Source organism: Halorussus rarus (assembly GCF_003369835.1).
Classification (GTDB): Archaea; Halobacteriota; Halobacteria; order Halobacteriales; family Haladaptataceae; genus Halorussus; species Halorussus rarus.
The window spans coordinates 373,257-395,708 of sequence record NZ_QPMJ01000003.1 but is presented as its reverse complement, the minus strand read 5'-3'; the positions used below and the strand labels follow the sequence as shown (position 1 = coordinate 395,708).

Genomic DNA, 22,452 nt, shown 5'->3' with positions numbered 1-22,452 from the left:
GGCAGAAAGACGAACGGCGGGGGAGCCATCGTCGACCCAGGTTCCGCTATCCCTACTCGCGGTTTCGCTCCGCATCGCTGCCGTCGCACCGTTCGGATTCGACGGTGCCGGACGAACGGACCGTGACGTCGCACCCCCGGAAACGAAACGACATCGAACTCCCGCCGTATCTGAATTCGGCGCTGCGCCGGGGCGACAGCAGGCCGTGACCGACCGGCGACGCTACGGGAAGACGAGCACCGTCGCGTCGTCGGTCTCCAGCACCTCGACCTCCTCGCCGCTCTCGGCGCGGTACTCCTCCTCGATCTCGACGGCGTCGCCGTCGATGGCGACCTCCTCGCCGTCGACCTCGAGCGTGATCTCGCCCTCGATCTCCTTCTGGTTCTTGAGCGTGTTGAAGTCCGCCGACTCTAACGCGGCGACGACCTGTCCCGCTCTGTCGCGGAACTGCGGGCCGATGACGCTGTGGTCGGGGTCGACGCCCACCGGGACGAGTTCGACGCTCGGTCGGCCCTCCTCGGGGTAGACCGGAGCGTTGACCGCCTCGCTCAGGTCGTAGGTGTCCCACCCGCGGCCCTGGTCGGAGTACACCTCGACGCGGTCGAGGTCGGCGTTGAGCGCCATCCCGGCGTCGGACTTCCAGGCCCGGATCTCGCTGGCGACCGCCGCGATGAGGTCGCCCTTGCGCTCGGCCTCCTCGTCGCCCTCGAACGCGACGTCGGGCCACGCGGCGGCGTGGACGCTCCCGTCGGTGCCGGGGAGGTAGCTGTACACCTCGTCGGCGAAGTGGGGCGAGAACGGCGCGAGCATCCGGACCGACGCCGAGACCGCGGTGTAGAGGGCGTGGCGGGCGGCGTTGCGCTCGCCGGGCCGACCCTCGTAGAGCCGACCCTTCACGAGTTCGAGGTAGTCGTCGGCCAGGTCCTCCCAGACGAACTGCCTGAGGGTTCGCAGCGCGGCGTCGAAGCGGTACTCGCGCATGTCGGCCTCGACCGCGTCGACGGTCCGCGAGAGCTTCGAGAGGATCCACCTGTCGGCGTCGCGGTACGCCGGCGCCTCGACGTCGGGAGTGTCCTCGTCGAAGTGCTCGACCGAGAACTGGAAGATGTTCCAGAACTTGGTGAGGAACCGCGACGCCGAGGTGACCTCCTTCCACTGGAACTGGATGTCGCTGCCGGGCTGGCCGCCCAGCGCCAGCGCCTGCCGGACCGAGTCGGCGCTGTACTCCTCGATGGCCTCCTCGGGGCCGACCGCGTTGCCCCGGGACTTGCTCATCTTGTGGCCGTCCTCGCCGAACACCATGCCGTTGACCAGCGCCTGCTCCCACGGGATCTCGTCCTCGAGCGCGGTGACCCGCAGGAGCGTGTAGAACGCCCACGTCCGGATGATGTCGTGGCCCTGCTGGCGGAGCGTCGTCGGCGCAAACTCCCCGTCGGGCCACCCCTGGACGTGCATCGGCGAGATCGAGGAGTCCATCCAGGTGTCCATCACGTCGGTCTCGCCCTCCCAGTCGGTCCCGCCGCACTCGGGGCACTCGCCGACCTGCGGGTCCCGCTCGGTGGGGTCGAGCGGCAGTTCGTCGACGCTCGCGACGTGGACGTGCTCGCAGTCGTCGTTCGCGCAGAACCACGCCGGGATGGGCGTGGCGAACACGCGCTGGCGGGAGATGACCCAGTCCCACTCCATCCCCTCGGTCCAGTCCTCCAGGCGGTCGTACATGTGCTCGGGGATCCACTCGACCTCCCGGGCCTTCTCTAAGATCTCGTCCTGGCGGACCTCGACGAACCACTGCTCCTTGCTCAGGATCTCGATGGGCGTGTCGCAGCGCCAGCAGGCGCCGACCGACTGCTCGGTGGGCTCGGTGTCCTCGAGGTAGCCCTCCTCCTCGAGGTCGTCGGCGATGATTCCCTTCGCTTCCTCGACGGTCAGACCCTCGTACTCGCCCGCGAGGTCGTTGAGCCGGCCGTCCTCGGTGAACACCGGCCGGAGGTCGAGGTCGTGCTCGGCCCACCAGTCGACGTCCTGCTTGTCGCCGAACGTGCAGATCATCACCGCCCCGGTCCCGAAGTCGCCGTCGACGTCGTCGTCGGCCACGAGTTCGACCTCCTGGCCGAACAGCGGGACCTCGAACGTCTCGCCGACCCGGTCGGCGTAGCGCTCGTCGTCGGGGTCGACCGCCATGCCGACGCAGGCCGCCAGCAGTTCGGGACGCGTCGTGGCGATCTCGATGTCGTCGTTGTCGACCCCGGGGAAGGTGACGTAGTGGAGCGTCCCCTCGCGGTCGATGTTCTCGACCTCGGCGTCGGCGATGGCGGTCTCGCAGCGCGGGCACCAGTTGACGGGGTGCTCGTCGCGGTAGACGTAACTCTCCTCCTCGTCGCCCTGCGCCATCTCGACGAACGACCGCTGGGTCTTCTCCCAGTAGTCAGTGTCCATCGTTCGGTACTCGGCCTCCCAGTCCTGGGAGAACCCGAGCGACCGCATCGTCTCCTTCATGCTGTCGATGCGGCGCTCCGAGAGGTCGACGCAGAGGTCGCGGAACTCCTCGCGGGAGATCTCGGTGCGGTGGATGTCGTGCTCCTCCTCGACCTTCACCTCGGTCGGGAGCCCGTGGCAGTCCCACCCCTGCGGGAACAGCACCTCGTCGCCGACCAGCCGGTGGAACCGGGCGGCGAAGTCCATGTAGCTCCAGCCCAGCGCGTGGCCGAGGTGGAGCTTGCCGGTCGGGTACGGCGGCGGGGTGTCGACGACGTAGTCGGGCTCGCCCTCGGGGTGGTATATCTCGGAGCCCTGCCACTCCTCCTGCCACTTCGGTTCGACTCGCTCCGGGTCGTAGCTGTCGGGAACGTCCGTCATAATGTCGTTAGAGCTGACTCTGTCGGAAGGGTAGTTCTGTGAGAAAGACGCGCCGCAGCGCTGGACAGTTCAACGTACTACCGACGCAGTCAGCCTCATACGAGGAAGGAACGGACGGGTACTGATAAAGGTTCTCGTCTGCGCGGGGAGCGGTTTGCACCCCGTAACCTGAAGTCGTATCGCGTCGTTGAACTGTTCATGCCCTGCAAGGAGTGCGGCGCGAGCACTCGCGAGGGGGCCGAACTCTGCCGGGACTGCGCGGCCGACCCCGCACCGACCGGTATCAAGATCATCTGCGCGCTCGGGGCACTGTCCGGCCTGTTCCTGCTCCTCGTCGGACTCCGCCTGCTCGGCCCGGCGCCCCTGGTCGGACTCGTCGTCACCGGACTCAGTATCGGGCAGTTAACGGTACTCTACGGGCTCTGGACCCTCGAGACGTGGTCGTGGGGCGTCGCGCTGATACTGTACGGGCTCGGCGTCCTCGCGGACCTGCTGCGAGCGGTCACCGGCAACCGCCGGGCGGTCGTCGGCGCCGCCATCGGAGTCGTCCTCGTCTGGTACGTCTACAGCCAGCACGAGCACTACCTGCCCGACGAGACGCGACCGGCGGAGCCGGGCGAGTAGAACCGCAACCCCTACCTCCCCCGCTCTTCGATGCTCCCCCATGCAACTGGGCGTCATCGGACTGGGCCGGATGGGCCGCATCGTCGTCGACCGGGTGCTCGACGCGGGCCACGACGTGGTGGCCTTCGACCTCGACGAGGAGGCCGTCGCGTCGGCCGCCGAGGCGGGCGCGACCCCCGCAGACTCGGTGGTCGACCTCGCCGAGCGACTGGGCGACGAGAAGCGCATCTGGCTGATGGTGCCCGCCGGAGAGGCGGTCGACGCCGCGCTCGACGACCTCGAGCCGCGCCTGACCGACGAGGACGTCGTCGTCGACGGCGGCAACTCCCACTTCGAGGACTCGGTGCGCCGGGCCGAGTCGACCCCGGCGGCGTACCTCGACTGCGGCACCTCCGGCGGGCCCGCGGGCGCGGAACTGGGCTTCTCGCTGATGGTCGGCGGGCCCGAGTGGGCCTACGAGGAGCTGACTCCCGTCTTCGACGCGGTGGCCACCGGCCCGATGGGCCACGACCGGATGGGGCCGGCGGGGTCGGGGCACTACGTCAAGATGGTCCACAACGGCGTCGAGTACGCGCTGATGCAGGCCTACGGAGAGGGGTTCGAGCTGCTCGCGGAGGGCCGGTACGACCTCGACCTCGAGACGGTCGCCCGGACGTGGAACAACGGCGCGGTCATCCGGTCGTGGCTGCTCGAACTCTGCGAGGAGGCGTTCCGCGAGGAGGGCGCCGACCTCGGCGACGTCGACGACTACGTCGCCGGCGGGTCGACCGGGACGTGGACCGTCCAGGAGGCGCTGGAACGCGAGGTGCCCGTCCCGCTCATCTACCAGGCGCTCGGCGAGCGGTTCGGCTCCCGGGCCCGCGAGGACGGTCGGTTCTCCCGCCGGCTGGCCAACCGGCTGCGGTACGGGTTCGGTCGCCACGAGGTCGCGCGCCGCGAGGAGTAGTCGAGGTCCGAGTCGCGGGGTAGAAGTCCCGCGAGCGAAGCGAGCGCCCGACGAGCGACCATCGCGGTGCCGTTCCGGGTACAACGTGGAATAACGCCGACAAAACAAATATGTGATACTACCCCCGTGTCCACGGTATGACGATAAACGGCACGCGGTGGACGATCGGGTGGAGTCCCAAGCAGGTCATCGTCGGCTTCCTGATAGGCGGGGTCGTGGTGGGCGCGATGGCCGAAGCGGTCGGCGCGTTCGCGTTCGTCGGCCTGCTCGCGGGCGTGGGGACGTGGCTCTGGGGTCGGAGCGAGGTCAACTCGAAGTACCTGTCGCTGCTGGAGGACTTCCGCGACGGGAGCCGCCGGCAGATCGAGCGCGAGACCGGCGGGATGGAGGTGTCGTCGGCCCACACGTTCGTCAGCGCGAGCGGCGACTCGCCCGCGCTCATCGAACCCGCCCGGACCTACCGGACGGCCCATCTGCTGTTCGGTGACACGTCGATCGTCGTGAACCGCCAGTACGAGTTCGACATGAAGGAGCGGACCCAGCGCAAGGGCGGCAAACAGCAGGAGGTGTTCTACGACCAGATCTCCAACGTCCAGTCGGAGGACTACAAGAACTACGCCGAACTCCAGATCTCGCTGTCGAGCGGCGACACCGAGCACATACGCGGCCGCGACACCGCCGGCATCGACGAGGTGAAATCCGACCTCCAGCAGAAGATGCGCGACGCCCGCCGCGCCGCCCGGCGGCCCCAGGAACCGAGCGCGCCCGCAGCGACGCGGACGCCCGCCGGTGGGGCGGCGGGCGCACGCGGGGCGGCACCTGCGAGCGAGTCGGCCGCGCCCGGTGGGGGAGCGTCGGGGACGCCGACAGCCAGCGATGGAGCGAGCGACGGCACCGCCCGGGCGGGCGACGAGACGGGACGGGCGGCCCCCGGGACCGACGCCGGGTCGGCGGTCGCGGAAGCCGACGACGGCGCCGTCTCGACCGATTGGCTGGCCGAGACGCCCGACGACCCCACGCTCGCGGTCCGGAACGACGGGGTCGACGCCGAGTCGGTCCGGGTGGGCTGTCGGGCGGACGGCGAGGAGGAACTGGCCGACGACGTCCGCCTGGCGCCCGGCGAGACCGCCGAGTGGGAGTCGTTCACCGAGGCGATCCGGTTCGAGGTCGCGGTCATCGTCAGGGACGGCCCCACCGCCGGCAAGCGGTTCGACCTCCGCGAGGAGGACTCCGCCGAGATTCAGGTCTCGGTGACCGACGCGGACGTCGCGTTCGGCGACGTCGAGCCGTCTCCGACCCCGCCGACCGGCGACGGCTCGACCGCCGCGTCGTCACGCGCGCCCGACTCGGCTCCGGACGGGGAGGACGACCGGACGGTCGCGGACGCCGACACTGCGCAGGCAGACGCCGGCAGTGCGACTTCAGACGCAGGTTCGACGACCGACGACGACGCGTCCGGCGGGTCGTCCTCGTCGAGCATCGCCGACAAGGTGTTCGGCGAATCAGGGGGCGAGAGCGCGACCGACGCCGGGACGGACGAGTCGGACGGCGACGACGCGACCGACGAACCCGAATCGTGGGACAGCGCCGCGGAACTCTCGGCCGCGGTCCGGGAGTCGGCGTCGCGCGACCGCGTGGTGCGGCTGACCGAGTTCCTCGACGCGCCGGCCGCGGACGAGCGGCTGGCCGCGGCCGCCGGGCTCCGGGAGTCGGTGTCGGCGTACCCGGACCCGGTCGCCAGGTCGGTGTCGGACCTCGCGGCGCTGCTCGACGAGGACGACCAGGAGCTCCGGGAGGCGGCGATGGGGACGCTCCGGGGGCTGGCGAAGAACCGGCCGGACGCGGCCGCGGCGGCCACTGACGCCTGCGTCGACCGGCTCGACGACGAGAGCCCGAAGATCCGGACCGCCGCGTGCCGCGTCCTCGAGGCGGTCGAGGCGACCGAGGCCACCGGGGCGCTCGACCGCCTCGCGGACGAGGACGAGCACAAGGGGGTCCAGGTCGCGGCGTTCCAGGCGGTCCAGTCGCTCGACGGGTGAGGTGCGCCGCGACCGCGGTCGGCGTCGAGTGGTCGAGCGACCGCTCGCGGTGGGGTCGATAACTTCGGGAGAAAGGAGACGCGGACGTTCGCGTGCTATCCGAGGATGTACTCCAGCGCGGGGTACTTCTCGACGAGCGGTCGGCCGTCGACCTCGTACCGCTCGATGAGGGCGTCCAGCCCGAGGATGCGGCCCGCGCCGAACGCCGCGACCGCGAGGAACACCAGCATGTACGCGAAGTCGCCGTTGATGAGACCGTGGGCGATGTCCCAGTTGCCGAAGTAGAACATCAGCATCATGAGCGCGCCGAAGAACGCCGCCAGACGGGTGAACGCGCCGACGAGCAGTCCGAGGCCGATGAACAGCTCGCCCCACGGGACCGCGACGTTCGCGAACTCGACGAACCACGGGGTCGAGCCCATCCACGCGAACAGGTCCGCGAGGGGGTTGCCGTTGGTCGCCGCGACGTTCGCGAGGTAGCCGCCGGCGGCGAACGGTTCCGCGGCGGCGAGCTTCGTGAACCCGGAGTAGGCGAAGGCGTAGCCCATCATGAGCCGGAGCGAGAGGACGAACCACGCGCTCAGGCTGTGGGCCTTTCCGCGGACGGTGTAGCCGCGGATGGTGCTCGAGAAGGTGTTGCTGGATTCGGGTGTGACGGTGTTGGCAGTCATGATCGGCGGAGAAGTACTCCTACGCTGAACAACGCAGGCTACGGATATATAATTACTGAGATATAATGTAGCATAGCTACGCGTAACTTATGGCGTCGATTCGGAACCGCGAACAGTCCGCGAGAAACCCGAAAAAGCGTCCGGACGGCCTGCGAGCGACCGTGAGCTACCGAGGGCCGATGGCGCAGCGGACCGAGGGCGGTTCAGAGGTTGCCGTTGACGATATCGGCGACGCGCTTCCGGTCGAACAGTTGCTCGTCGACGCCGTACACCTGCCGGGCGGCGCGCTCGGTGAGCACGAGGTTCGTGATGGGGCCCTGGTAGAGCGGGCCGCCGCGGTAGACGTCGCCGTTCTTCACGGCCGTCAGGCTGCTCGCGACCGAGTGGTCCTTCATGAACGAGACCACCGTGTTCCGGAACTCCTCGGCGGTCTTGGCCTCCTGGCCGCGAAGCAGCAGGACGTCGGGGTCGATCTTGAGCAGGGTCTCGTAGTCGACCTCGCCCCGGGTGCTGTGGAAGTCCCTGACGTCCGTCTCGGCGAACGCGTCGCGGACCCGCAGGTCGCGCCACTGCTTGAAGCTCGTCCCGTCGCCGATGAGGTACGGCGAGAACGACTCGGGCTCGTCGCCGCTGGCCCACATGATGGCGACCTGCGGGCGCTCGGACTCCGCGGACGGCACGACGTCGCTCACTTTCGTCTGGAACTCGTCGTGGAGCGCGCTGAAGGCATCGTAGCGGTCGGTCCGCTGGAACGCCTGCGCGAGCTTGCCGAACGCATCGTACAGCGAGAGGTACGGGTAGCCCTCGTGCCACTGGTAGCCGGTCGAGAAGATGCTGTTGCCGAAGAACGGCCCGATGTTCCCCTCGACCTCGTCGACGTCCTGCTGCTCCCAGCCCTTGAATCGGTTCATCAGGAAGTTGGGGTCGATGACGTGGACGTCGCCGTCGAGCTCGTAGAACAGCTCCTTGCTGACGCCGTCCTGGTAGAGGCTCACCATGTCGCTCTTGTCGACGGAGACGCCGTCGATCCCGTCGTAGTACTGGGTGTGGTACCGGCCCGTGAGCCAGACCGCCTTCGGCGGCTCGACGCCGAGCGCGACGCCCATGTCGGCCCAGCTCCCGTTGTTCGCGACCCACGTCTCGGGGACGCCGTCGAACGCCACTTCACCGACCGGCGGCATCGAGACGGAGTAGGACTCGCCGGACGTCGTCGTCTCCTGCTCCTCGGTCGTCGTCTCGGCGGCGGTGGTCGTCTCGGCGGTCGTCGTCTCCGTATCCGCGGCCGTGGTCGTCTCCTGTGTCCCCGAACCGCCGGTACAGCCGGCGATGAGGCCGGACGCGGCCAGCGCGCCGGCGGCGGTGAGGTACTTGCGTCGCGTCGTCTGAGGCGACTCGTCGTCTGACATTAGATTTTAGGTCTGCCTAATCCCTGTTAAGGCCTTCGATTTTTAGGCAGGCCAAAAGGAATCGCGTCAGGTATCGTCGGGCGCGTACACGTCCCCGCGAGGCTCGTACTCCATCTCCGTTGCGACGCGCTCGGCGACGTCCCCGTCCCAGACCTGCCCGACGACGTGGAACGCGAGGTCGAGCCCCGACGTGACGCCGCCCGCCGTGAGCACGTCGCCGTCGTCGACGACGCGGGCGTCGACGACCCGCGCCCCGGTCGCGCGGAGGTCGTCGAGCGCGCCGGCGTGGGTGACCGCGGGCCGGCCGTCGAGCAGTCCCGCCTCGGCGAGCAGCATCCCGCCGGTGCAGACCGCGGCGATCGCGCTTCCCCGGTCGGCGCGCTCGCGGAGCGCATCGGGCAGGTCGCCGCGCTCTGCCTCCCCGCGCGCCCCGACGTCTCCGCCGTCGTTCCAGCCGCCGCCCGGGACGACGAGGAGGTCCGGGTCGTCGCCCAGTGCCCCGTCGGGTTCGACCGCGAGGCCGTGGCTCGCGGTGACTCGCTCTCGGGGGGCGAGCGTCACGAGGTCGACCGGGACGTCCCGGCCGTAATCGGCGGCGTTGCGGAAGACCTCGTACGGTCCGACCGCGTCGAGTTCGTCGAAGCCGTCGTAGACCACGACCGCGATGTCGTCGATGTCGTCGGCGTTGTCCATACTCGTCGGTCGCGCGTCGGCACCAAAAGCCTGTACTCCGCTCGGATGCCAATCACAATGCTGTTAAACCACCCTTCCGTAGTCCCGCGCATGGTAGACGCACTGGGTCTGGGACTCGGGCTCACGCTCGTCCTCGTCGTAGTGGCGCTCCACTACTCGGAGGGTACCGAGTGGCGAACCCCCGACGACATCTCCCAAGAGGTGCTCGAACGCCGGGCCGAGACCGTGCCGGAGACCGACTTCCCCGAGCCGATGAACCGCTCCATCGGCGGCGGTGGCGGCGCGGTCGCGGTCGGCGGCGGCGCCGAGGGCGAACTCCAGGGCGACGAGGAGGAAGAGGAAGGGTTCGACCCGGCCGCCATCCCCGACGACGAGGTGGAGTACTTCGAGATCGAGTACGTCAACGAGGGCGAGACCGTCGAGGTCGCCAACAACGAGAACCTGCTCGAGGCCGGCGAGGACGAGGGCTGGGACCTGCCCTACGCCTGCCGGCAGGGACAGTGTCTCTCGTGCGGCGGCAAGGTCCAGGACGGCGACGCTCACGACTACGTCCAGCACAGTAACAACGAGACGCTCGGCGACGACGAGGTCGAGAAGGGGTACGTGCTCACCTGCACCGCGTACCCGACCGACGACTTCGCGCTCGAGACGAACGAGACGCCCTGACGGCGGGGCGAACCGCCGCCGGGACGCCGCTTATCTTTTCTCCGTTTCGAGACACAATTTCAACCCGAAGCATTGAAAACCCAAGGAGTTCTGAAGGAGAACAGTGGCATCGACGCGATCCGACGGCATCACGGCGGGCGGCCTGGTCCGTCCGCTGTTCCACCTCGCGTGGCCGATCATGGTCACGCAACTGCTGCAGGTCGCCTACAACGTCGCCGACGCGTTCTGGCTCGGTCGGGACTCGGCCGACGCTGTCGGCGCCCTCAGTCTGGCCTACCCCGTCATCTTCTTCCTCATCGCGTTCGGCGGCGGGTTCAACGTCGCCGGGAGCACGCTGGTCGCCCAGTACACCGGCGCGGCCAGCGAGGGGTCGGCGGGGAAGGTCGCCGGCCAGACGCTCGGGTTCGTGACCGTCGTCGGCGTCGCGCTGAGCCTCGTCGGGCACTTCGGCGCCGGCCCCATGCTCGCGCTGTACCCCAGCAGCGCGGCCACCGCCGACGCGGTCGTCCCGCTGGCCGCCCGGTACATGGAGGTGTTCTTCCTCGGGCTCCCCTTCATGTTCGGGTTCATGGCGTTCTCGGCGCTGATGCGGGGGTACGGCAACACCCGGACGCCGATGCGGGTGATGGTGGTCTCGGTCGCGCTCAACGTCGTGCTCGACCCGCTGCTCATCTTCGGCGTCGGGCCGATTCCGGCGCTTGGCGTCGACTCGACGGTGATTCCCGCGATGGGTATCGAGGGCGCCGCGGTCGCCACGGTCGTCGCGCGCGCCCTCGGCGGCGTCGTCGGCGCGTACGTGCTGTTCTTCACCGACGCGGGGCCGGACGTCGACCTCGGCCACCTCGTCCCGGAGTTCGGGTACATCGAGGAGTTGGTCCGCATCGGCGTGCCGGCGGCGCTCGAGGAGTCGGCCGGGTCGCTCGCGATGCTGACGCTGACCGTGATGATCGTGACGTTCGAGCCGGCGGTCATCGCGGCCTACGGCCTGGGCAACCGGCTCATCTCGCTGGTGTTCCTCCCCGCGGTCGGGCTCGGCAAGGCGACCAACACGATGGTGGGACAGAACCTCGGCGCCGGCAAGGCCGACCGGGCCGAGCGCGCGGTCAGGCTCGCGGCGAGCGTCGGCGCGGTCGTGATGTTCGCGCTGGCGATCGTGGCGGCGCTCGTCCCGGAACCCATCGTCTCGGTGTTCATGGCGACCGAGACCGAGCGGGCGGCCAGGACCGTCGCGTACGCCGCGGAGTACCTCCGGATCCGGACGGTCGAGTTCGCGTTCATCGGCGTCTTCCACGCGCTGGTCGGCGCGTACCGCGGCGCGGGAAACACCAAGACCGCGATAGCGTTCTCGATGGTCACGCTCTGGCTCGTCCGCGTACCTGCGGTCTACCTCCTCGCGTTCGAGACGTCGCTGGGTCCGACCGGCATCTGGATCGGCGTCGCGCTCGGCCACGTCGTCGGCGCCGTCGCGGCCGGCCTCTGGTTCACCCGCGGGACGTGGAAAGAGACCGTCATCGACCGCGGCGGCGCGGCGGTCGACGCCGAGCCCGCGGTTCCCGAGGACTGAGGCGCGGCTTTCAAAACGGTTAAGCCCCCGGCAGCGTAATTCCGAGTGAGGGCGGCTAGTTCAGCGGACAGAACGCTTGGTTCCGGACCAAGAGGTCATGGGTTCAAATCCCATGCCGCCCGTCGCACCCTTATCGGCTAATTTCGCCTGTTTCAAGGATCCAAAACGTGGAATAGGGATTTTAGCAAGTTCCCTTTCTGTTCGACTGTCGAACGAAAGCACTTCTATCATAGGACGCAGGTTTACGCCTTCTAGTCTCTCTGAACGATTTAGCAAGGAACTAGGGTTTCAATAGTAGCGACTCATTGCGTAGGTACAGGACAATGACAGAGGAACGTCCGGCTACGGATATCTTTCGTCTTCTCTCCGACGATACCCGCGTCGATATTCTTCGAGCCGTCGCCGTCGCACAGTACGAACTCGAACAAGTCGGATCCGGGGCTGCCCAACTCGCGTTCTCGGAGATCTACGACTACGTCGAGGTGGAGAACACCTCGAAGCTGTCGTACCACCTCGGAGAACTCACCGGCACCTACCTTCGGAAAAGCGACGACGGGTACTCACTTTCGCATGCCGGCGAGCGTATCGTTCGATTCATTCTGTCGGGCAATTACGAGCAACCGGACTCGTTCGGCCCTGAACCGATTCCAGGGACGTGCATCTTCTGCGGCGAAGACTCGCTCGAAGCACGGCTTTCGCATCAGTTCTTCCGGATCGATTGTACGAGATGTGACCAGCAGGTCATGGGGCAACCGATAACGCCTGCTCAGGCCAGGACAAGAGACAATGACGATTTGATCCGAAGCGTCCAGCTCCGAAGTGCGGAGGACTACCGGCAGATCCGGCGGGGGATGTGTCCTGAGTGCGGTGCTCATCTTTCCACCGAGATAATCGAGATACCCGAGAGCCCGTTACCTGATTCCGATTCGTTTGTCGTGACGAGTAGCTGTGAGGAGTGTCTCCGAGAGTACAACAGTCCGTTGACGTACACCGTCGTCCACCACCCCGCATCAATTGCGTTCCACTGGGATCACGGCATCGACGTGACATCGAGGGGAATCTGGGAGTTCCACGACCGCGTCTACGACGGTCGCTGGACGTCCAGGCAAGTCGCATCCGACCCCGACGAGTACGAGGTGGTGTTACGCCACGGGGACGACGCGATTCGACTCCACCTCGATCCGTCTGCGACGGTCACGCGGACCGAGCGCGTGCGACGCGAGCGCGGCGAATTTTAGCGTACCTGACAGGGTAATTACGAAATCGTCGTTTACCGAAAACCGTCGTTCGTTCGGAGTTGTCCTCAATAGGCGAGTGAGATACGTAACCTGGCGACCGACGGGTCAACCTGAGTTTTGAAACGAACTCGATAAATTATCAAATATTCGATATCTTTATTGATGTCGGTGGCTCGTATCGCAGTCGAGGTCAACGGAGGCCCGAACCCATGCAATCGAGCAATACCGGCGAACAGGGAGATACGCAGAAACACACGACCAGTGAAAGCCCCGAGCGAGACCAGTCGGTGCAGAGACCTTCGATGACAGCCGAAGAGATTGCCGACGCGTACGCAGACGTCGCTGACAAACTCGCACGGTGGCGGCAACTCGACCGGTTATTCGCTGGTCGGTATCGTCGCCGCCAGTTCGAACACGCTAACGGGCGAGTACTCGACATCGCGTGCGGCACCGGGAGAAACTTCCAGTATCTCTCACCGTCAGTCGACCTCGTCGGTATCGACATCAGCACCGACATGCTCGCACACGCCGGTGACGAACTCGACAGACTCGATTTGGACGGCACCGTCTGCCAGATGGACGCCCAGGCACTCGACTTTCCCGACGACAGCTTCGACACGGTCATCTCGTCGTTCTCCACGTGCACGTTCCCCGACCCGATTGCGGCGCTCCACGAGATGGAGCGGGTCTGCACTCCCGACGGCGAGATTCTGCTGCTCGAACACAGTCGGAGCGACGTCGCGCCGTTGGCCTGGCTGCAGGACTGGCGTGCCGAGTCACACTACGAGAAGAACGGTTGCCGGTTGAACCACGACCCGCTGGCGACTGTCGAGCAGGCTGGACTCCCAGTCGAGAACGCCTCGACCGAGTTCCTCGGCCTCGTGACCACCATCGACGCAACCCCGAGTGATCGTCAATGAACACGCACACGACCCAGCAATCGCTCACGCATCGGTTCGACAACCACTATTCCACAACGCACAGACCGACAATGTACACGGCTCACCCAATACAACGGAAAAACCACCAGAACGAAACGTTGCGTCCGAGTCCGACCGGCACGCCGGAGGTGGCGTATGTCTAGTGTTCGCTCCCGCCTTCGGTCGCTCGTTTGGAGCCAGCAGAGCAACCGCGTCCGTTCCGTCTGGCGCGTTCTCGTCCCCGTCTTCGCTGGCTTCTTTACACTGCAAGTCGCGGGCGCGGCAGCGCTCACGCTCGATCTAACTCGCGGCCGAATGATGCTGGCCGGCTTCGCCGGGACGACCCTCGTCATGGCGGTCGTACTCGGAATCTCGGCCCGGTATCTCGACCACCGGCCGGTGAGAGAGTACGGATATCGTCTGTCGCGGAACTGGTGGCTCGACCTCGTCGTCGGAACCGGTATCGGTACCCTGATCGTCGGGATGACGTTCCTCATCGCGCGTCGCACCGGCTCCCTGCGAGTCACCGGTACTGCGTCTCTCCCGGACGCAACCTCTCTCGCGTGGCTGCTGGTATTCCTCGCTGCGTTTGCCGGCGTCGCCTTCTACGAGGAGTTCATCTACCGCGGTTCGTTCATCACGAACGCGGTCGAGGGGCTCGTCGCTCGCGGCGTTACTCGCGGCGCGGCAACGACCGTCGCGTTGCTCGCAAGCACGCTGGCGTTCGCCCTTATCCACGTTCCCAGCGCGATTGTCGCAGACGCGAATCTCGCCCTCGTCGTGCTGAAGACGGGCCTGCTCGGTGGCCTGTTCGGCGTCGCCTACCTCCGCACCGACGAACTCGCGTTCCCGATGGGCCTGCATCTCGGCGTGAATTACGCGCTGATGAACGTCTTCGGCATCGGTGCTCACGGAACGCCCGGTGTTCCGACGCTCCTGACGGTCGAACACACCGCGACAGGCGTGTGGAGTCCGGCCCGCGGCATTCCACTCCTTGTGTCGATTCTCGTCGGGTACTGCTTCGTCATCGCGTGGACCCAGTGGCGGAACTCGTATCGAACCACACGGTCAGAGAAGACGGCGTCACCCAGTACGTCGGACTAATGACGCAAGAAAGACCTACCAACGTAGGCCGCAATCGAGAGCGCACGACCAGACGGAGGTTCCTCGCTGGTATCGGGAGTCTCGGCATCGCCGGTCTCGGAATCGCAAGCGGTCGAGCGAGCGCCAGCTCCGACTCGGCCCTGGTCCGCTCACCAGTGAGTAGTAGCCCTCTTGCCGGCCTCGATGAGCTCGAAGCGTTCGTAGATGAGCGAGTCGGGCAACGAATCGGTGACGTGACGCCCGGAGCGAGTGTGGCTATCGTCGAGGGTGACACACCCGTCCTCACCAAGGGATACGGCTCCGCGAATGTGGAGGCCGGTGTGCCGGTACGGGCCGACGAGACTCCGTTGCGGGTCGGATCGGTCGGCAAACTCGTGACGTGGACTGCGGTCATGCAGAACGTCGAACGAGGCGTACTCGATCTCGACGAGGACGTCAATGCGTACCTCGACGACTCGGACGTCACGATCCCGGACACGTACGACGAGCCGGTGACACTGCGCCACCTCGGAACCCACACAGCCGGTTTCGAGTCGGCACTCGACCCGGAAGTTGTTGCCAGCCCCGATGACATCATGTCGGTGGAGACGCTCCTCGCCGACCAGCAGCCGGCCCGCGTGCGCCCACCGGGAACGGTGGTCGGGTACTCTAATTACGGGGCCGCACTCGCGGGGCACATCGTCGCCGAAGTCAACGATACGTCGTTCGAGGAGTACGTCCAGTCGGAGATCTTCGATCCCCTCGACATGGCCCACAGTACGTTCGCACAGCCCGTTCCAGACGATCATCCGGGCGAGCTCGCTTCGGGACACTCCCGAGACGGTGAGACGTTCACGACCGCCGAGAGGGTATTCATCAACATGCGCCCCGCGGGGTCGCTGAGTGCGACGGCCACGGACATGGCGGCGTTCATGAGCGCTCACCTCGGTGGTGGAGCGGTCGGCGACGCGAGAATGCTGCCTGCGAAAACGGCCGAGACGATGCATGAGGCGCACCACGTCCGCCATCCGTCGGTCACCAACTGGCGATACGGGTTCCACGAGTACGGGGTTCCGGATGCCAACCTCATCGGCCATTCGGGAGCGACAATCCACTTCGCAAGCCAGCTCGTTCTGGCTCCCGACCACAACGTGGGCATCTTCGTGAACTACAACACGAATCCCAGCGAGTCGCCTGCAGCGGTCGTCGATGAAATCATCGCCGAGCTCGACCTGCAACCGTCACCCCCGTCACCGAATCCGTCGCCGAGACCGGGTAGTCAAAAGCGTGCTGAAACAGTGGCCGGCGAGTACAGCGCTACCTATCTCCCGGATAGCGGCCCACTTCACGTGGTAGACCTCATGGAGCACGTCTCCGTCGAAGCGACCGACAACGGACAGCTATTCACGAAGCGAGTCTCCGGTGATACGCGGCGATGGATCGAAACCGAGCCGTACGTGTATCGAGAGACGGAGAGCCACGACGTTCTCGCCTTCGAGGTCGAAAATGGCGAAGTTACAGCGATGAACATGAGCAGCGAACCAACGGGCGTCTACCAACCAGTCTCGTTCCAAGAACGCCAGTCCGTCACCGCCGGTGTCGTAGGGGGTTCCATAGCCGGGTTCGGGCTTTCGCTCGCCGGGAGGGGACTCCTTGGTGCGTGGCATCGATGGACAGACTACGGCGGTAGGAGCGAAAATACTGCGGAGGAAACCAGATGAGAGATACTACCGAGTCACAACAGCGTTCGTCACGACCACAGGATACGGATAGTCGCACGACGGCTATCTGCAGCCGCAAACGCCGTAGCACGAGTCCTGCTTGGCTCGCTCGCGCGGCGGGAATCGGGCTGAGTATCGTCTCCGTGGGATTCGTTCTGCTGCTCCTGTTCGTTATCGGACGGAGCGGCGAAGTCAGCCTCATCACACGACCACTCCCAGTGCGAATCGCGCTCGTACTCCCGAATGCAATTGCGGTCCTGACGGTCGCCACGACTGTCGGTGCCGTACTCGGTTGGTGGAACCGGTACTGGTCACGAAGAGCCCGTCTTCACCAGACAATACTGGCGCTTCTGGGACTCGGTTTCACTTGGCAACTCGCTACCCTCGGGTTCCTCGTGTTGTAGAGCAGATTGAACTCGGTCCATCAGACCGACCAGTAAGATAGGTTTCCGAGTGAGGGAGAGGTCGTAGAACTCGTTTGCGCTGGCGAGAACGGGAAATCAGGGCGGATCGACTGTAGATATCGGCTGTACAGATGACTGAGACGTAGCTAGAGGACGGATGAGCTCACCGTTCCCAGACCGTTCTGATTCGATTGGATATTTCAACACTCCCATTAGCACCAACGGGAATTGTGACGTATGGGACTGGTCGCCGAGTTCGAGATAGACTGCGAGGCGCTCCCACTCACAGGGGTAGCAGCGGCCGTGCCGGATGCGACGCTGATCCTCGAACTACAGTTTAACCACGGGAACCGGCCGGTCTTCCTCGTCACTGTTACCGGTGGGTCACGAACCGCGGTCGAGAGCGCCTTCACCGAGGCCTATGACATCGGGGAGTGTACCTTGGTCGGCCAAGCCGGCGAGACCAGGCGCTATCAGGCGCTCCCCGCTCTCAGCTTCGAAGAACAACTCGGGGACCACCTCGACGACCTTGCGGAACTTGAGGCCCTTGCCACGGCTGACGCTATCATCGAGCGAATCGAGGTCATACCAGACGGGTGGCGACAGACAGGCTGGTTCGCCGACCGGCAAGCGTTCGGCAGGTTTTCGTCGTTCTGGCAGAACAACGCTGGGTTCCGACTGTGCCGGCTCACCCGAGATGGCGAATCTGAACCACCAGGTGATGGGTTGACTGATCACCAACAAGAAGCGCTCCGGACGGCGTACGAACTGGGCTATTTCGACATTCCACGTCGAGCGACTCTCGAAGACGTGGCCGATGAACTCGATATCTCTTCGTCCTCGGTATCCGAGCGTCTCCGGCGCGCTCAGACCCAACTCATCCAAGAGACGGTCGCACCGACGTGGCCGCCGCTACCCGACTGAGAAACTCATTTCGACCCCCACTTAAATGGCCGGACGGCTGAGAGATAGCCATTCTTCGGTTAGTCCTCTAATGAGAGACGCAACAATGCAGGCAGTCACGTCGGCAGATGGCACTCGCATCGCTTACGAACGACACGGGGAAGGGCCGCCGCTTATCCTTCTCCACGGCGGATCGAGTCCCCAGTACTGGAAGCCGATTGTTCCCCGCTTCTCCGACGACTACACGGTCATCGTGCCACATCGACGCGGAGTCGGGAAGAGCGGAGATAGTGACGAGTACAGCCTTGAACGAGGCGTCGAGGACGTCTGTGCGGTCATCGACGCGGTAGACGGCGATCCAGTTCTGTTCGGGCACTCCTTCGGCGGCCTCCTGGCGGTCGAAACTGCCCGCACGGCTCCCGTCGAGAAACTGGTCGCCTACGAACCGGCGGTTCTCGTCGGTGAGTACAGAGAGCAGGCGAATCTTGCGACCCGGATGCAGGACCGACTTGCCGAAGGAGATCAACGCGAGGCGATGAGGTACTACGTTCGGGAGGTCATGCACGGCGGAGATATCGAGGACCTCGATGCTTGGCTCGCCGAGTGGCCGCCCTGGCCGGACATCGTCGCCTTGGCGGAAAACATCATTCGGATAAACCGAGTCATCGAACAGTACCGCCTTCCCGACACGCTGGACGCGGACTCACCGGGGCTCCTGATGACGGGGACCGAGGGCCCGCCACATCTCCGGGACGGCGTCCGCGAGGTCCATGACGCATTCCCGAACAGTCGCCTCGTCGAGTTCGAGGGTGTCGGTCACGGTGGGCCCACAGAAGCACCAGACCAAGTCACTGCCGAAGTCCGGGCCTTCATCGAAGAGAAAGAGACAGCTGATTCGGTGCTATAAGGGACGAAAGGCTCACCCTCAAATTCCAAGCCCACCCCAGAGATGTGAGATACCCCATACTTTTCGTACCTCGGGACTTCCACGGTAGATTTGCGATCTCGATGTAGAGTACCACACCACGAGAATCACTAAGTGGCGAACAACAGACCTCCCGACATGAATGTAACAGACCGAGACGTCCCCTACGCGATTGCCATGTGGGACTTTTCGTGGCTCGAACGTCGCTACGAAGGCGGCGGATACAGTGACTGGGACCGTGCCCTCGACGAACTCACTCGACGAGGCTACGACGCCGTTCGCATCGACGCGTATCCGCACCTCGTGTCGGCGAACGCGAACCGCGAGTGGACGCTTCCGCCGGCATTCGACGCGAGCGACTGGGGCGCGCCCGCGACCTGCCGCGTGGAGGTATTGCCAGCACTCACCGAGTTCATAGCGGAGTGTGCAGAGCGAGACGTCGCTGTCGCACTCTCGTCGTGGTTCCGGGAAGACACGACGGACGCACGACTGGGAATCCGGACCCCGGCCGACCTCGCGTCGGTCTGGATTGACACGCTGGACGAAATCGAAGCCGCTGGATTGCTCGACACTATCGCGTGGGTCGACCTCTGTAACGAGTTCCCCCATTCCGATTGGGCACCTTATTTCAACGATCCCGACGACAGCCACCGGATTCGACGTCGTTCTCCCGCAGCTCGCCGCTGGATAACCGAGTCAATCGAGACCGTCCGTGACGCCTATCCCGGACACGTGTACTGCTTCTCCGAGACTGCTGGCCCTGGGAAGTCATGGGGACGTGAGCCAGAACCGGGGATGGATCTCATAGATACCCATCTCTGGCTGATGAACACCACCGACTTCTTCGACTGGTCGCACGATATCGATTCCGCAGACCACTACGAGTGGCTCGCCGCGGACGGGCAACACCGATACCGGGATGACCCGAACCACTGGCAGTCAGAACTCGAAGCCGAAATAGACGCGGCCGCTGAGTGGTCTCGAAACGTCGGGCTCCCGCTGGCGACCACCGAATCGTGGGCGGTCATCCACTACAAGGACTGGCCCGGACTGGATTGGGACTGGATAAAAGACCTTTGCGCTGTCGGCACCCGAAAGGCGGCTGAAACCGGGCGCTGGGCAGCCATCTCGACGAGCAACTTCTGTGGACCGCAGTTCCGGGGGATGTGGAACGACGTGGAATGGCACCGAGAACAGACGTCCCTCATCAAGAACTCGACTATCGAGGTCTGAACAGTTGGGCTCGAAGTAGAGTACAGCGAGCAGTGTTCGGCGACCCGGGTGTAGAATTCCGGTACCCGCGACAAGAATGCGAGCGCACTCTAAGCAGATTCCGACTCGTCGGCCGTGGAACGGTCCCCATAGAGCGCCACTAACCGGGCCTCCGCCTTTCGGAGATGGTTCGCAACAGTGCTCTTCGAACAGTCCAGCCGGTCTGCTACCTCACGGACGCTTGTCTGTCGAGGGACTTCGTAGTACCCGCACTCCCGGGCCACTTCGAGTACCTCCTTCTGTCTGCCGGTCAGCGTGCTTACTTGCGTCTCTCGATTTGCGTCGTAGTCACCGAGTCGATTCACCGAGATAGAAAGGTAATCAGGGAGACCGGCGACTATCGATTGCAGTTCCTCCGATTCGCCGGCGACTTCGAGGACCATCTCACCGTCGGTCCCGTACTCGATTGGTGGCACGACGAGCAGGTCCGTATCCTCCAAGAGTTCGCGGAAGCGTCGCGCGTGTTCGTCAGCGGCCTCCCGGACGTAGACGTAGAAGCTGCGGTCGTCAACCGGCGTCGTATCGTATTCCTCGATTGTACTGACGGACTCAAGTGCGGCAAGGTACTCCTCGCGCCCTTCCTCGATGTCACCGACGATATGGAACAGGGAGGTGACGTGCTCGGGGTTCGAGAAGTTCCAGTGTCGAAGATACGCCCGCCGAATCGGTTCCTGTTCGACGAGGAACTGATGCATCGGGTGGCGCGTTCCGGCGGGAAATCGAATCTCCAGCTGGAGGTACCGCATCACCTGACAGTGTACCATCGAGTCACTTAAAAAGGTGGACGTGTCCGACAGAACATCGTTGGTCGAGTAATCGAAATGGACTTACATGAGCACTGGAACGAGCTACCCGCCCGGACCGAACGGGCTACCCGTCGTCGGTAACACGGTCGATCTGAGCCGCGATATCTTCGAGTTCTACGAGCAGTTACGCGACGAGTACGGCCAGATAGCAAGCTACCAGGTGTTCGGGATGGACGCCTGCATGGTCGCCCATCCCGACGCAATCCAGAAGATCCTCCTCGACGACCACGATAAGTTCGAGAAAGGTGAGGTCGTCACCCGAAATCTGAACGACGCCATGGGGGAGGGATTGTTCCTGACTGAAGGCGACCAGTGGCAGGAGCAACGGACGAACGTCCAGCCGGCGTTCTATCGGCAACGGCTCAACACGTACGTCCCGGAGATGCGTGCTACGGCAGCTGAAATGGTCGAGCAGTGGCGCGACGGATCAGTCGTCGAAGCGAACGAGGCGATGACGGAGACGACGATGGACGTCCTCGGACGGACGCTGTTCGGTGTGGACGTTACGGACGAACCCGTCGTGGCTGAGGCGTCGGACGCCATTCTCGCGCGCTTCGACACCAGCCGGTTCTGGTCGTTCCTCCCTGATTCAATTCCGACGCCGACCAATCGGCGATACAGACGGGAACTCGAACGCCTTCGGACCTTCATCGATGACTTGGCAACTGAGCGCCGGGACCAATCGCCGGAGAACCGGGGCGACGACCTGCTGTCGATACTCGTCGAGTTCGTCGAAGCGAGCGACATGACGCAGGAGGAGTTCCGAGACAACATGGTCACGTTCCTCTTCGCCGGTCACGAGACTACGGCGCTCGGTCTCACATACACGCTCCTCTGTCTCGCTCAAAACCCGGAGGAACAGGAGCGGCTCTGTGCGGAAATCGACGCCGTCTGTGGCGGACACGTGACCGCTGACGACCTCCCCGAACTCGAACACACGGAACGGGTAATCGACGAGGCACTGCGCCTCTACCCGCCCGTCTACATGTTCTTCCGCGAAGCAACGCAGGATGTCGAGCTGGCAGGGTACGACGTCCCCGAAGGAACGACGCTAGTACTGCCCCAGTGGGTCGTCCACCGCGACCCGGCGTGGTGGGATGACCCCGAGACGTTTCGCCCGGGCCGATTCGCTGGGGAATCGGACCGCCCCGAGTACGCGTACTTCCCCTTCGGTGGCGGGCCCCGTCACTGCATCGGCATGCGATTTGCGCGCATGGAGATGAAGACCGTGCTCGCCACGATATTCAATAACTACACGTTCGACCTCGTTTCGAGTTCACGTCCGGATCTAATCGCCAGTTCGAACCTCAAGCCCGGGGAACCAGTCAAGATTCGGCTGGATGAACGCGGATCATCCAACGGCGTGAGTCATAATTGAGAACCGCATCGTGTTCCAAGGCGGTTGGCGGACGGTCCTCGGATTCGCAGTTGCATATGCAGTTGTGACTGCTATCTGGGTTCCACTCACCGCTGCAGTCTCAGAACTCTCGGCGTGGGTCAGTTGGCGACCGAAATCGGCAAATACGCGGCGGTTCTCGGGTTCGTCGGGATACTCCTGTGGATCGACGAAGTACAACTCTCGGAGCTGGGCCTTTCGCAGAGCAACTGCGCCAATCGGTATCATTTCTCGCAAATTCATTTATAAGCCCCGCGAGTAGTGTCGGCAGACCGAAGCTCCGGCGGACCGACGACCGACTCGCAACCTTCAAATCTTA

General features: G+C 64.9%; 18 protein-coding genes and 1 tRNA gene. 14 read left to right on the top strand and 5 right to left on the bottom strand.

What is annotated here, in order from left to right; genetic code table 11:
• Positions 1 to 222: 222 nt before the first annotated feature.
• Positions 223 to 2,856 (bottom strand): valine--tRNA ligase, encoded by a 2,634-nt coding sequence (locus DVR07_RS18100; RefSeq protein ID WP_115798708.1) that lies wholly within the window; start codon positions 2,854 to 2,856, stop codon positions 223 to 225.
• A gap of 198 nt (positions 2,857 to 3,054) precedes the next feature.
• On the opposite strand from DVR07_RS18100, the gene DVR07_RS18095 reads away from it, so the two are divergent.
• The 3 genes from DVR07_RS18095 (at position 3,055) to DVR07_RS18085 (ending at position 6,465) form a co-directional block, all read left to right on the top strand.
• Positions 3,055 to 3,480, top strand: a complete 426-nt coding sequence (locus tag DVR07_RS18095) for a hypothetical protein (protein WP_115798707.1) — start codon at positions 3,055 to 3,057, stop codon at positions 3,478 to 3,480.
• Between the two features lie 40 nt (positions 3,481 to 3,520).
• The gene (gene gnd / locus DVR07_RS18090) at positions 3,521 to 4,426 is read left to right on the top strand and encodes a phosphogluconate dehydrogenase (NAD(+)-dependent, decarboxylating) (RefSeq protein WP_115798706.1); all 906 of its coding nucleotides are present in this window, start codon (positions 3,521 to 3,523) and stop codon (positions 4,424 to 4,426) included.
• A 137-nt stretch (positions 4,427 to 4,563) separates the two neighbouring features.
• Positions 4,564 to 6,465, top strand: a complete 1,902-nt coding sequence (locus DVR07_RS18085) for a HEAT repeat domain-containing protein (RefSeq protein ID WP_115798705.1) — start codon at positions 4,564 to 4,566, stop codon at positions 6,463 to 6,465.
• 95 nt (positions 6,466 to 6,560) lie between these two features.
• Here DVR07_RS18085 and DVR07_RS18080 read toward each other — a convergent pair whose 3' ends face one another.
• From DVR07_RS18080 to DVR07_RS18070, 3 genes are all read right to left on the bottom strand, one after another.
• Positions 6,561 to 7,136 (bottom strand): DoxX family protein, encoded by a 576-nt coding sequence (locus tag DVR07_RS18080; protein ID WP_115798704.1) that lies wholly within the window; start codon positions 7,134 to 7,136, stop codon positions 6,561 to 6,563.
• 203 nt (positions 7,137 to 7,339) lie between these two features.
• On the bottom strand, positions 7,340 to 8,542 hold the full coding sequence (locus tag DVR07_RS18075) for an ABC transporter substrate-binding protein (protein WP_115798703.1): 1,203 nt from the start codon (positions 8,540 to 8,542) through the stop codon (positions 7,340 to 7,342).
• 66 nt (positions 8,543 to 8,608) lie between these two features.
• A complete protein-coding gene (locus tag DVR07_RS18070) occupies positions 8,609 to 9,235 on the bottom strand; it encodes a DJ-1/PfpI family protein (protein ID WP_115798702.1) in 627 nt (208 codons plus the stop codon).
• 90 nt (positions 9,236 to 9,325) lie between these two features.
• Here DVR07_RS18070 and DVR07_RS18065 point away from each other — a divergent pair, with 90 nt between their 5' ends.
• From DVR07_RS18065 to DVR07_RS18020, 10 genes are all read left to right on the top strand, one after another.
• Positions 9,326 to 9,901: a 2Fe-2S iron-sulfur cluster-binding protein gene (locus DVR07_RS18065; protein ID WP_115798701.1), complete on the top strand. Its 576-nt coding sequence runs from the start codon at positions 9,326 to 9,328 to the stop codon at positions 9,899 to 9,901.
• Positions 9,902 to 10,004: 103 nt separating this feature from the next.
• Positions 10,005 to 11,465: an MATE family efflux transporter gene (locus DVR07_RS18060; protein ID WP_240318899.1), complete on the top strand. Its 1,461-nt coding sequence runs from the start codon at positions 10,005 to 10,007 to the stop codon at positions 11,463 to 11,465.
• Positions 11,466 to 11,514: 49 nt separating this feature from the next.
• Positions 11,515 to 11,587: transfer RNA gene (locus DVR07_RS18055), tRNA-Arg, on the top strand.
• Positions 11,588 to 11,788: 201 nt separating this feature from the next.
• Positions 11,789 to 12,703, top strand: coding sequence for a DUF7351 domain-containing protein (locus tag DVR07_RS18050; RefSeq protein ID WP_115798700.1), 915 nt, complete (start codon positions 11,789 to 11,791; stop codon positions 12,701 to 12,703).
• Between the two features lie 209 nt (positions 12,704 to 12,912).
• Positions 12,913 to 13,623: a class I SAM-dependent methyltransferase gene (locus DVR07_RS18045; RefSeq protein ID WP_205254562.1), complete on the top strand. Its 711-nt coding sequence runs from the start codon at positions 12,913 to 12,915 to the stop codon at positions 13,621 to 13,623.
• Positions 13,624 to 13,779: 156 nt separating this feature from the next.
• A complete protein-coding gene (locus DVR07_RS18040) occupies positions 13,780 to 14,727 on the top strand; it encodes a CPBP family intramembrane glutamic endopeptidase (RefSeq protein WP_115798699.1) in 948 nt (315 codons plus the stop codon).
• Positions 14,727 to 16,427 (top strand): serine hydrolase domain-containing protein, encoded by a 1,701-nt coding sequence (locus DVR07_RS18035; protein WP_115798698.1) that lies wholly within the window; start codon positions 14,727 to 14,729, stop codon positions 16,425 to 16,427. The genes DVR07_RS18040 and DVR07_RS18035 overlap by 1 nt, the downstream gene beginning before the upstream one ends.
• Positions 16,428 to 17,068: 641 nt before the next feature.
• Entirely contained in the window at positions 17,069 to 17,755 is a 687-nt protein-coding gene (locus DVR07_RS18030) for a helix-turn-helix domain-containing protein (RefSeq protein ID WP_115798697.1), read from the top strand.
• Between the two features lie 85 nt (positions 17,756 to 17,840).
• Complete coding sequence (locus tag DVR07_RS18025) at positions 17,841 to 18,641, top strand: alpha/beta fold hydrolase (protein ID WP_115798696.1); 801 nt, start codon at positions 17,841 to 17,843, stop codon at positions 18,639 to 18,641.
• Between the two features lie 156 nt (positions 18,642 to 18,797).
• Positions 18,798 to 19,892: a cellulase-like family protein gene (locus tag DVR07_RS18020; RefSeq protein WP_115798695.1), complete on the top strand. Its 1,095-nt coding sequence runs from the start codon at positions 18,798 to 18,800 to the stop codon at positions 19,890 to 19,892.
• An 89-nt stretch (positions 19,893 to 19,981) separates the two neighbouring features.
• Here DVR07_RS18020 and DVR07_RS18015 read toward each other — a convergent pair whose 3' ends face one another.
• On the bottom strand, positions 19,982 to 20,677 hold the full coding sequence (locus DVR07_RS18015; protein ID WP_115798694.1) for a helix-turn-helix domain-containing protein: 696 nt from the start codon (positions 20,675 to 20,677) through the stop codon (positions 19,982 to 19,984).
• Positions 20,678 to 20,762: 85 nt separating this feature from the next.
• Between DVR07_RS18015 and DVR07_RS18010 the strand changes: the two genes are divergently transcribed.
• Positions 20,763 to 22,115, top strand: coding sequence for a cytochrome P450 (locus tag DVR07_RS18010; protein ID WP_115798693.1), 1,353 nt, complete (start codon positions 20,763 to 20,765; stop codon positions 22,113 to 22,115).
• Positions 22,116 to 22,452 lie beyond the last annotated feature (337 nt).

What these genes read in the sequence shown, in the direction of transcription:
- DVR07_RS18030 (WP_115798697.1), top strand. Translation starts at nt 17,069, where the DNA reads ATGGGACTGGTCGCCGAGTTCGAGATAGACTGCGAGGCGCTCCCACTC.
- DVR07_RS18010 (WP_115798693.1), top strand. Translation starts at nt 20,763, where the DNA reads ATGAGCACTGGAACGAGCTACCCGCCCGGACCGAACGGGCTACCCGTC.
- DVR07_RS18020 (WP_115798695.1), top strand. Translation starts at nt 18,798, where the DNA reads ATGAATGTAACAGACCGAGACGTCCCCTACGCGATTGCCATGTGGGAC.
- DVR07_RS18080 (WP_115798704.1), bottom strand. Translation starts at nt 7,136, where the DNA reads ATGACTGCCAACACCGTCACACCCGAATCCAGCAACACCTTCTCGAGC.
- DVR07_RS18045 (WP_205254562.1), top strand. Translation starts at nt 12,913, where the DNA reads ATGCAATCGAGCAATACCGGCGAACAGGGAGATACGCAGAAACACACG.
- DVR07_RS18095 (WP_115798707.1), top strand. Translation starts at nt 3,055, where the DNA reads ATGCCCTGCAAGGAGTGCGGCGCGAGCACTCGCGAGGGGGCCGAACTC.
- DVR07_RS18040 (WP_115798699.1), top strand. Translation starts at nt 13,780, where the DNA reads ATGTCTAGTGTTCGCTCCCGCCTTCGGTCGCTCGTTTGGAGCCAGCAG.
- DVR07_RS18050 (WP_115798700.1), top strand. Translation starts at nt 11,789, where the DNA reads ATGACAGAGGAACGTCCGGCTACGGATATCTTTCGTCTTCTCTCCGAC.
- DVR07_RS18075 (WP_115798703.1), bottom strand. Translation starts at nt 8,542, where the DNA reads ATGTCAGACGACGAGTCGCCTCAGACGACGCGACGCAAGTACCTCACC.
- DVR07_RS18070 (WP_115798702.1), bottom strand. Translation starts at nt 9,235, where the DNA reads ATGGACAACGCCGACGACATCGACGACATCGCGGTCGTGGTCTACGAC.
- DVR07_RS18035 (WP_115798698.1), top strand. Translation starts at nt 14,727, where the DNA reads ATGACGCAAGAAAGACCTACCAACGTAGGCCGCAATCGAGAGCGCACG.
- DVR07_RS18015 (WP_115798694.1), bottom strand. Translation starts at nt 20,677, where the DNA reads ATGCGGTACCTCCAGCTGGAGATTCGATTTCCCGCCGGAACGCGCCAC.
- gnd (WP_115798706.1), top strand. Translation starts at nt 3,521, where the DNA reads ATGCAACTGGGCGTCATCGGACTGGGCCGGATGGGCCGCATCGTCGTC.
- DVR07_RS18100 (WP_115798708.1), bottom strand. Translation starts at nt 2,856, where the DNA reads ATGACGGACGTTCCCGACAGCTACGACCCGGAGCGAGTCGAACCGAAG.
- DVR07_RS18025 (WP_115798696.1), top strand. Translation starts at nt 17,841, where the DNA reads ATGCAGGCAGTCACGTCGGCAGATGGCACTCGCATCGCTTACGAACGA.
- DVR07_RS18065 (WP_115798701.1), top strand. Translation starts at nt 9,326, where the DNA reads ATGGTAGACGCACTGGGTCTGGGACTCGGGCTCACGCTCGTCCTCGTC.
- DVR07_RS18085 (WP_115798705.1), top strand. Translation starts at nt 4,564, where the DNA reads ATGACGATAAACGGCACGCGGTGGACGATCGGGTGGAGTCCCAAGCAG.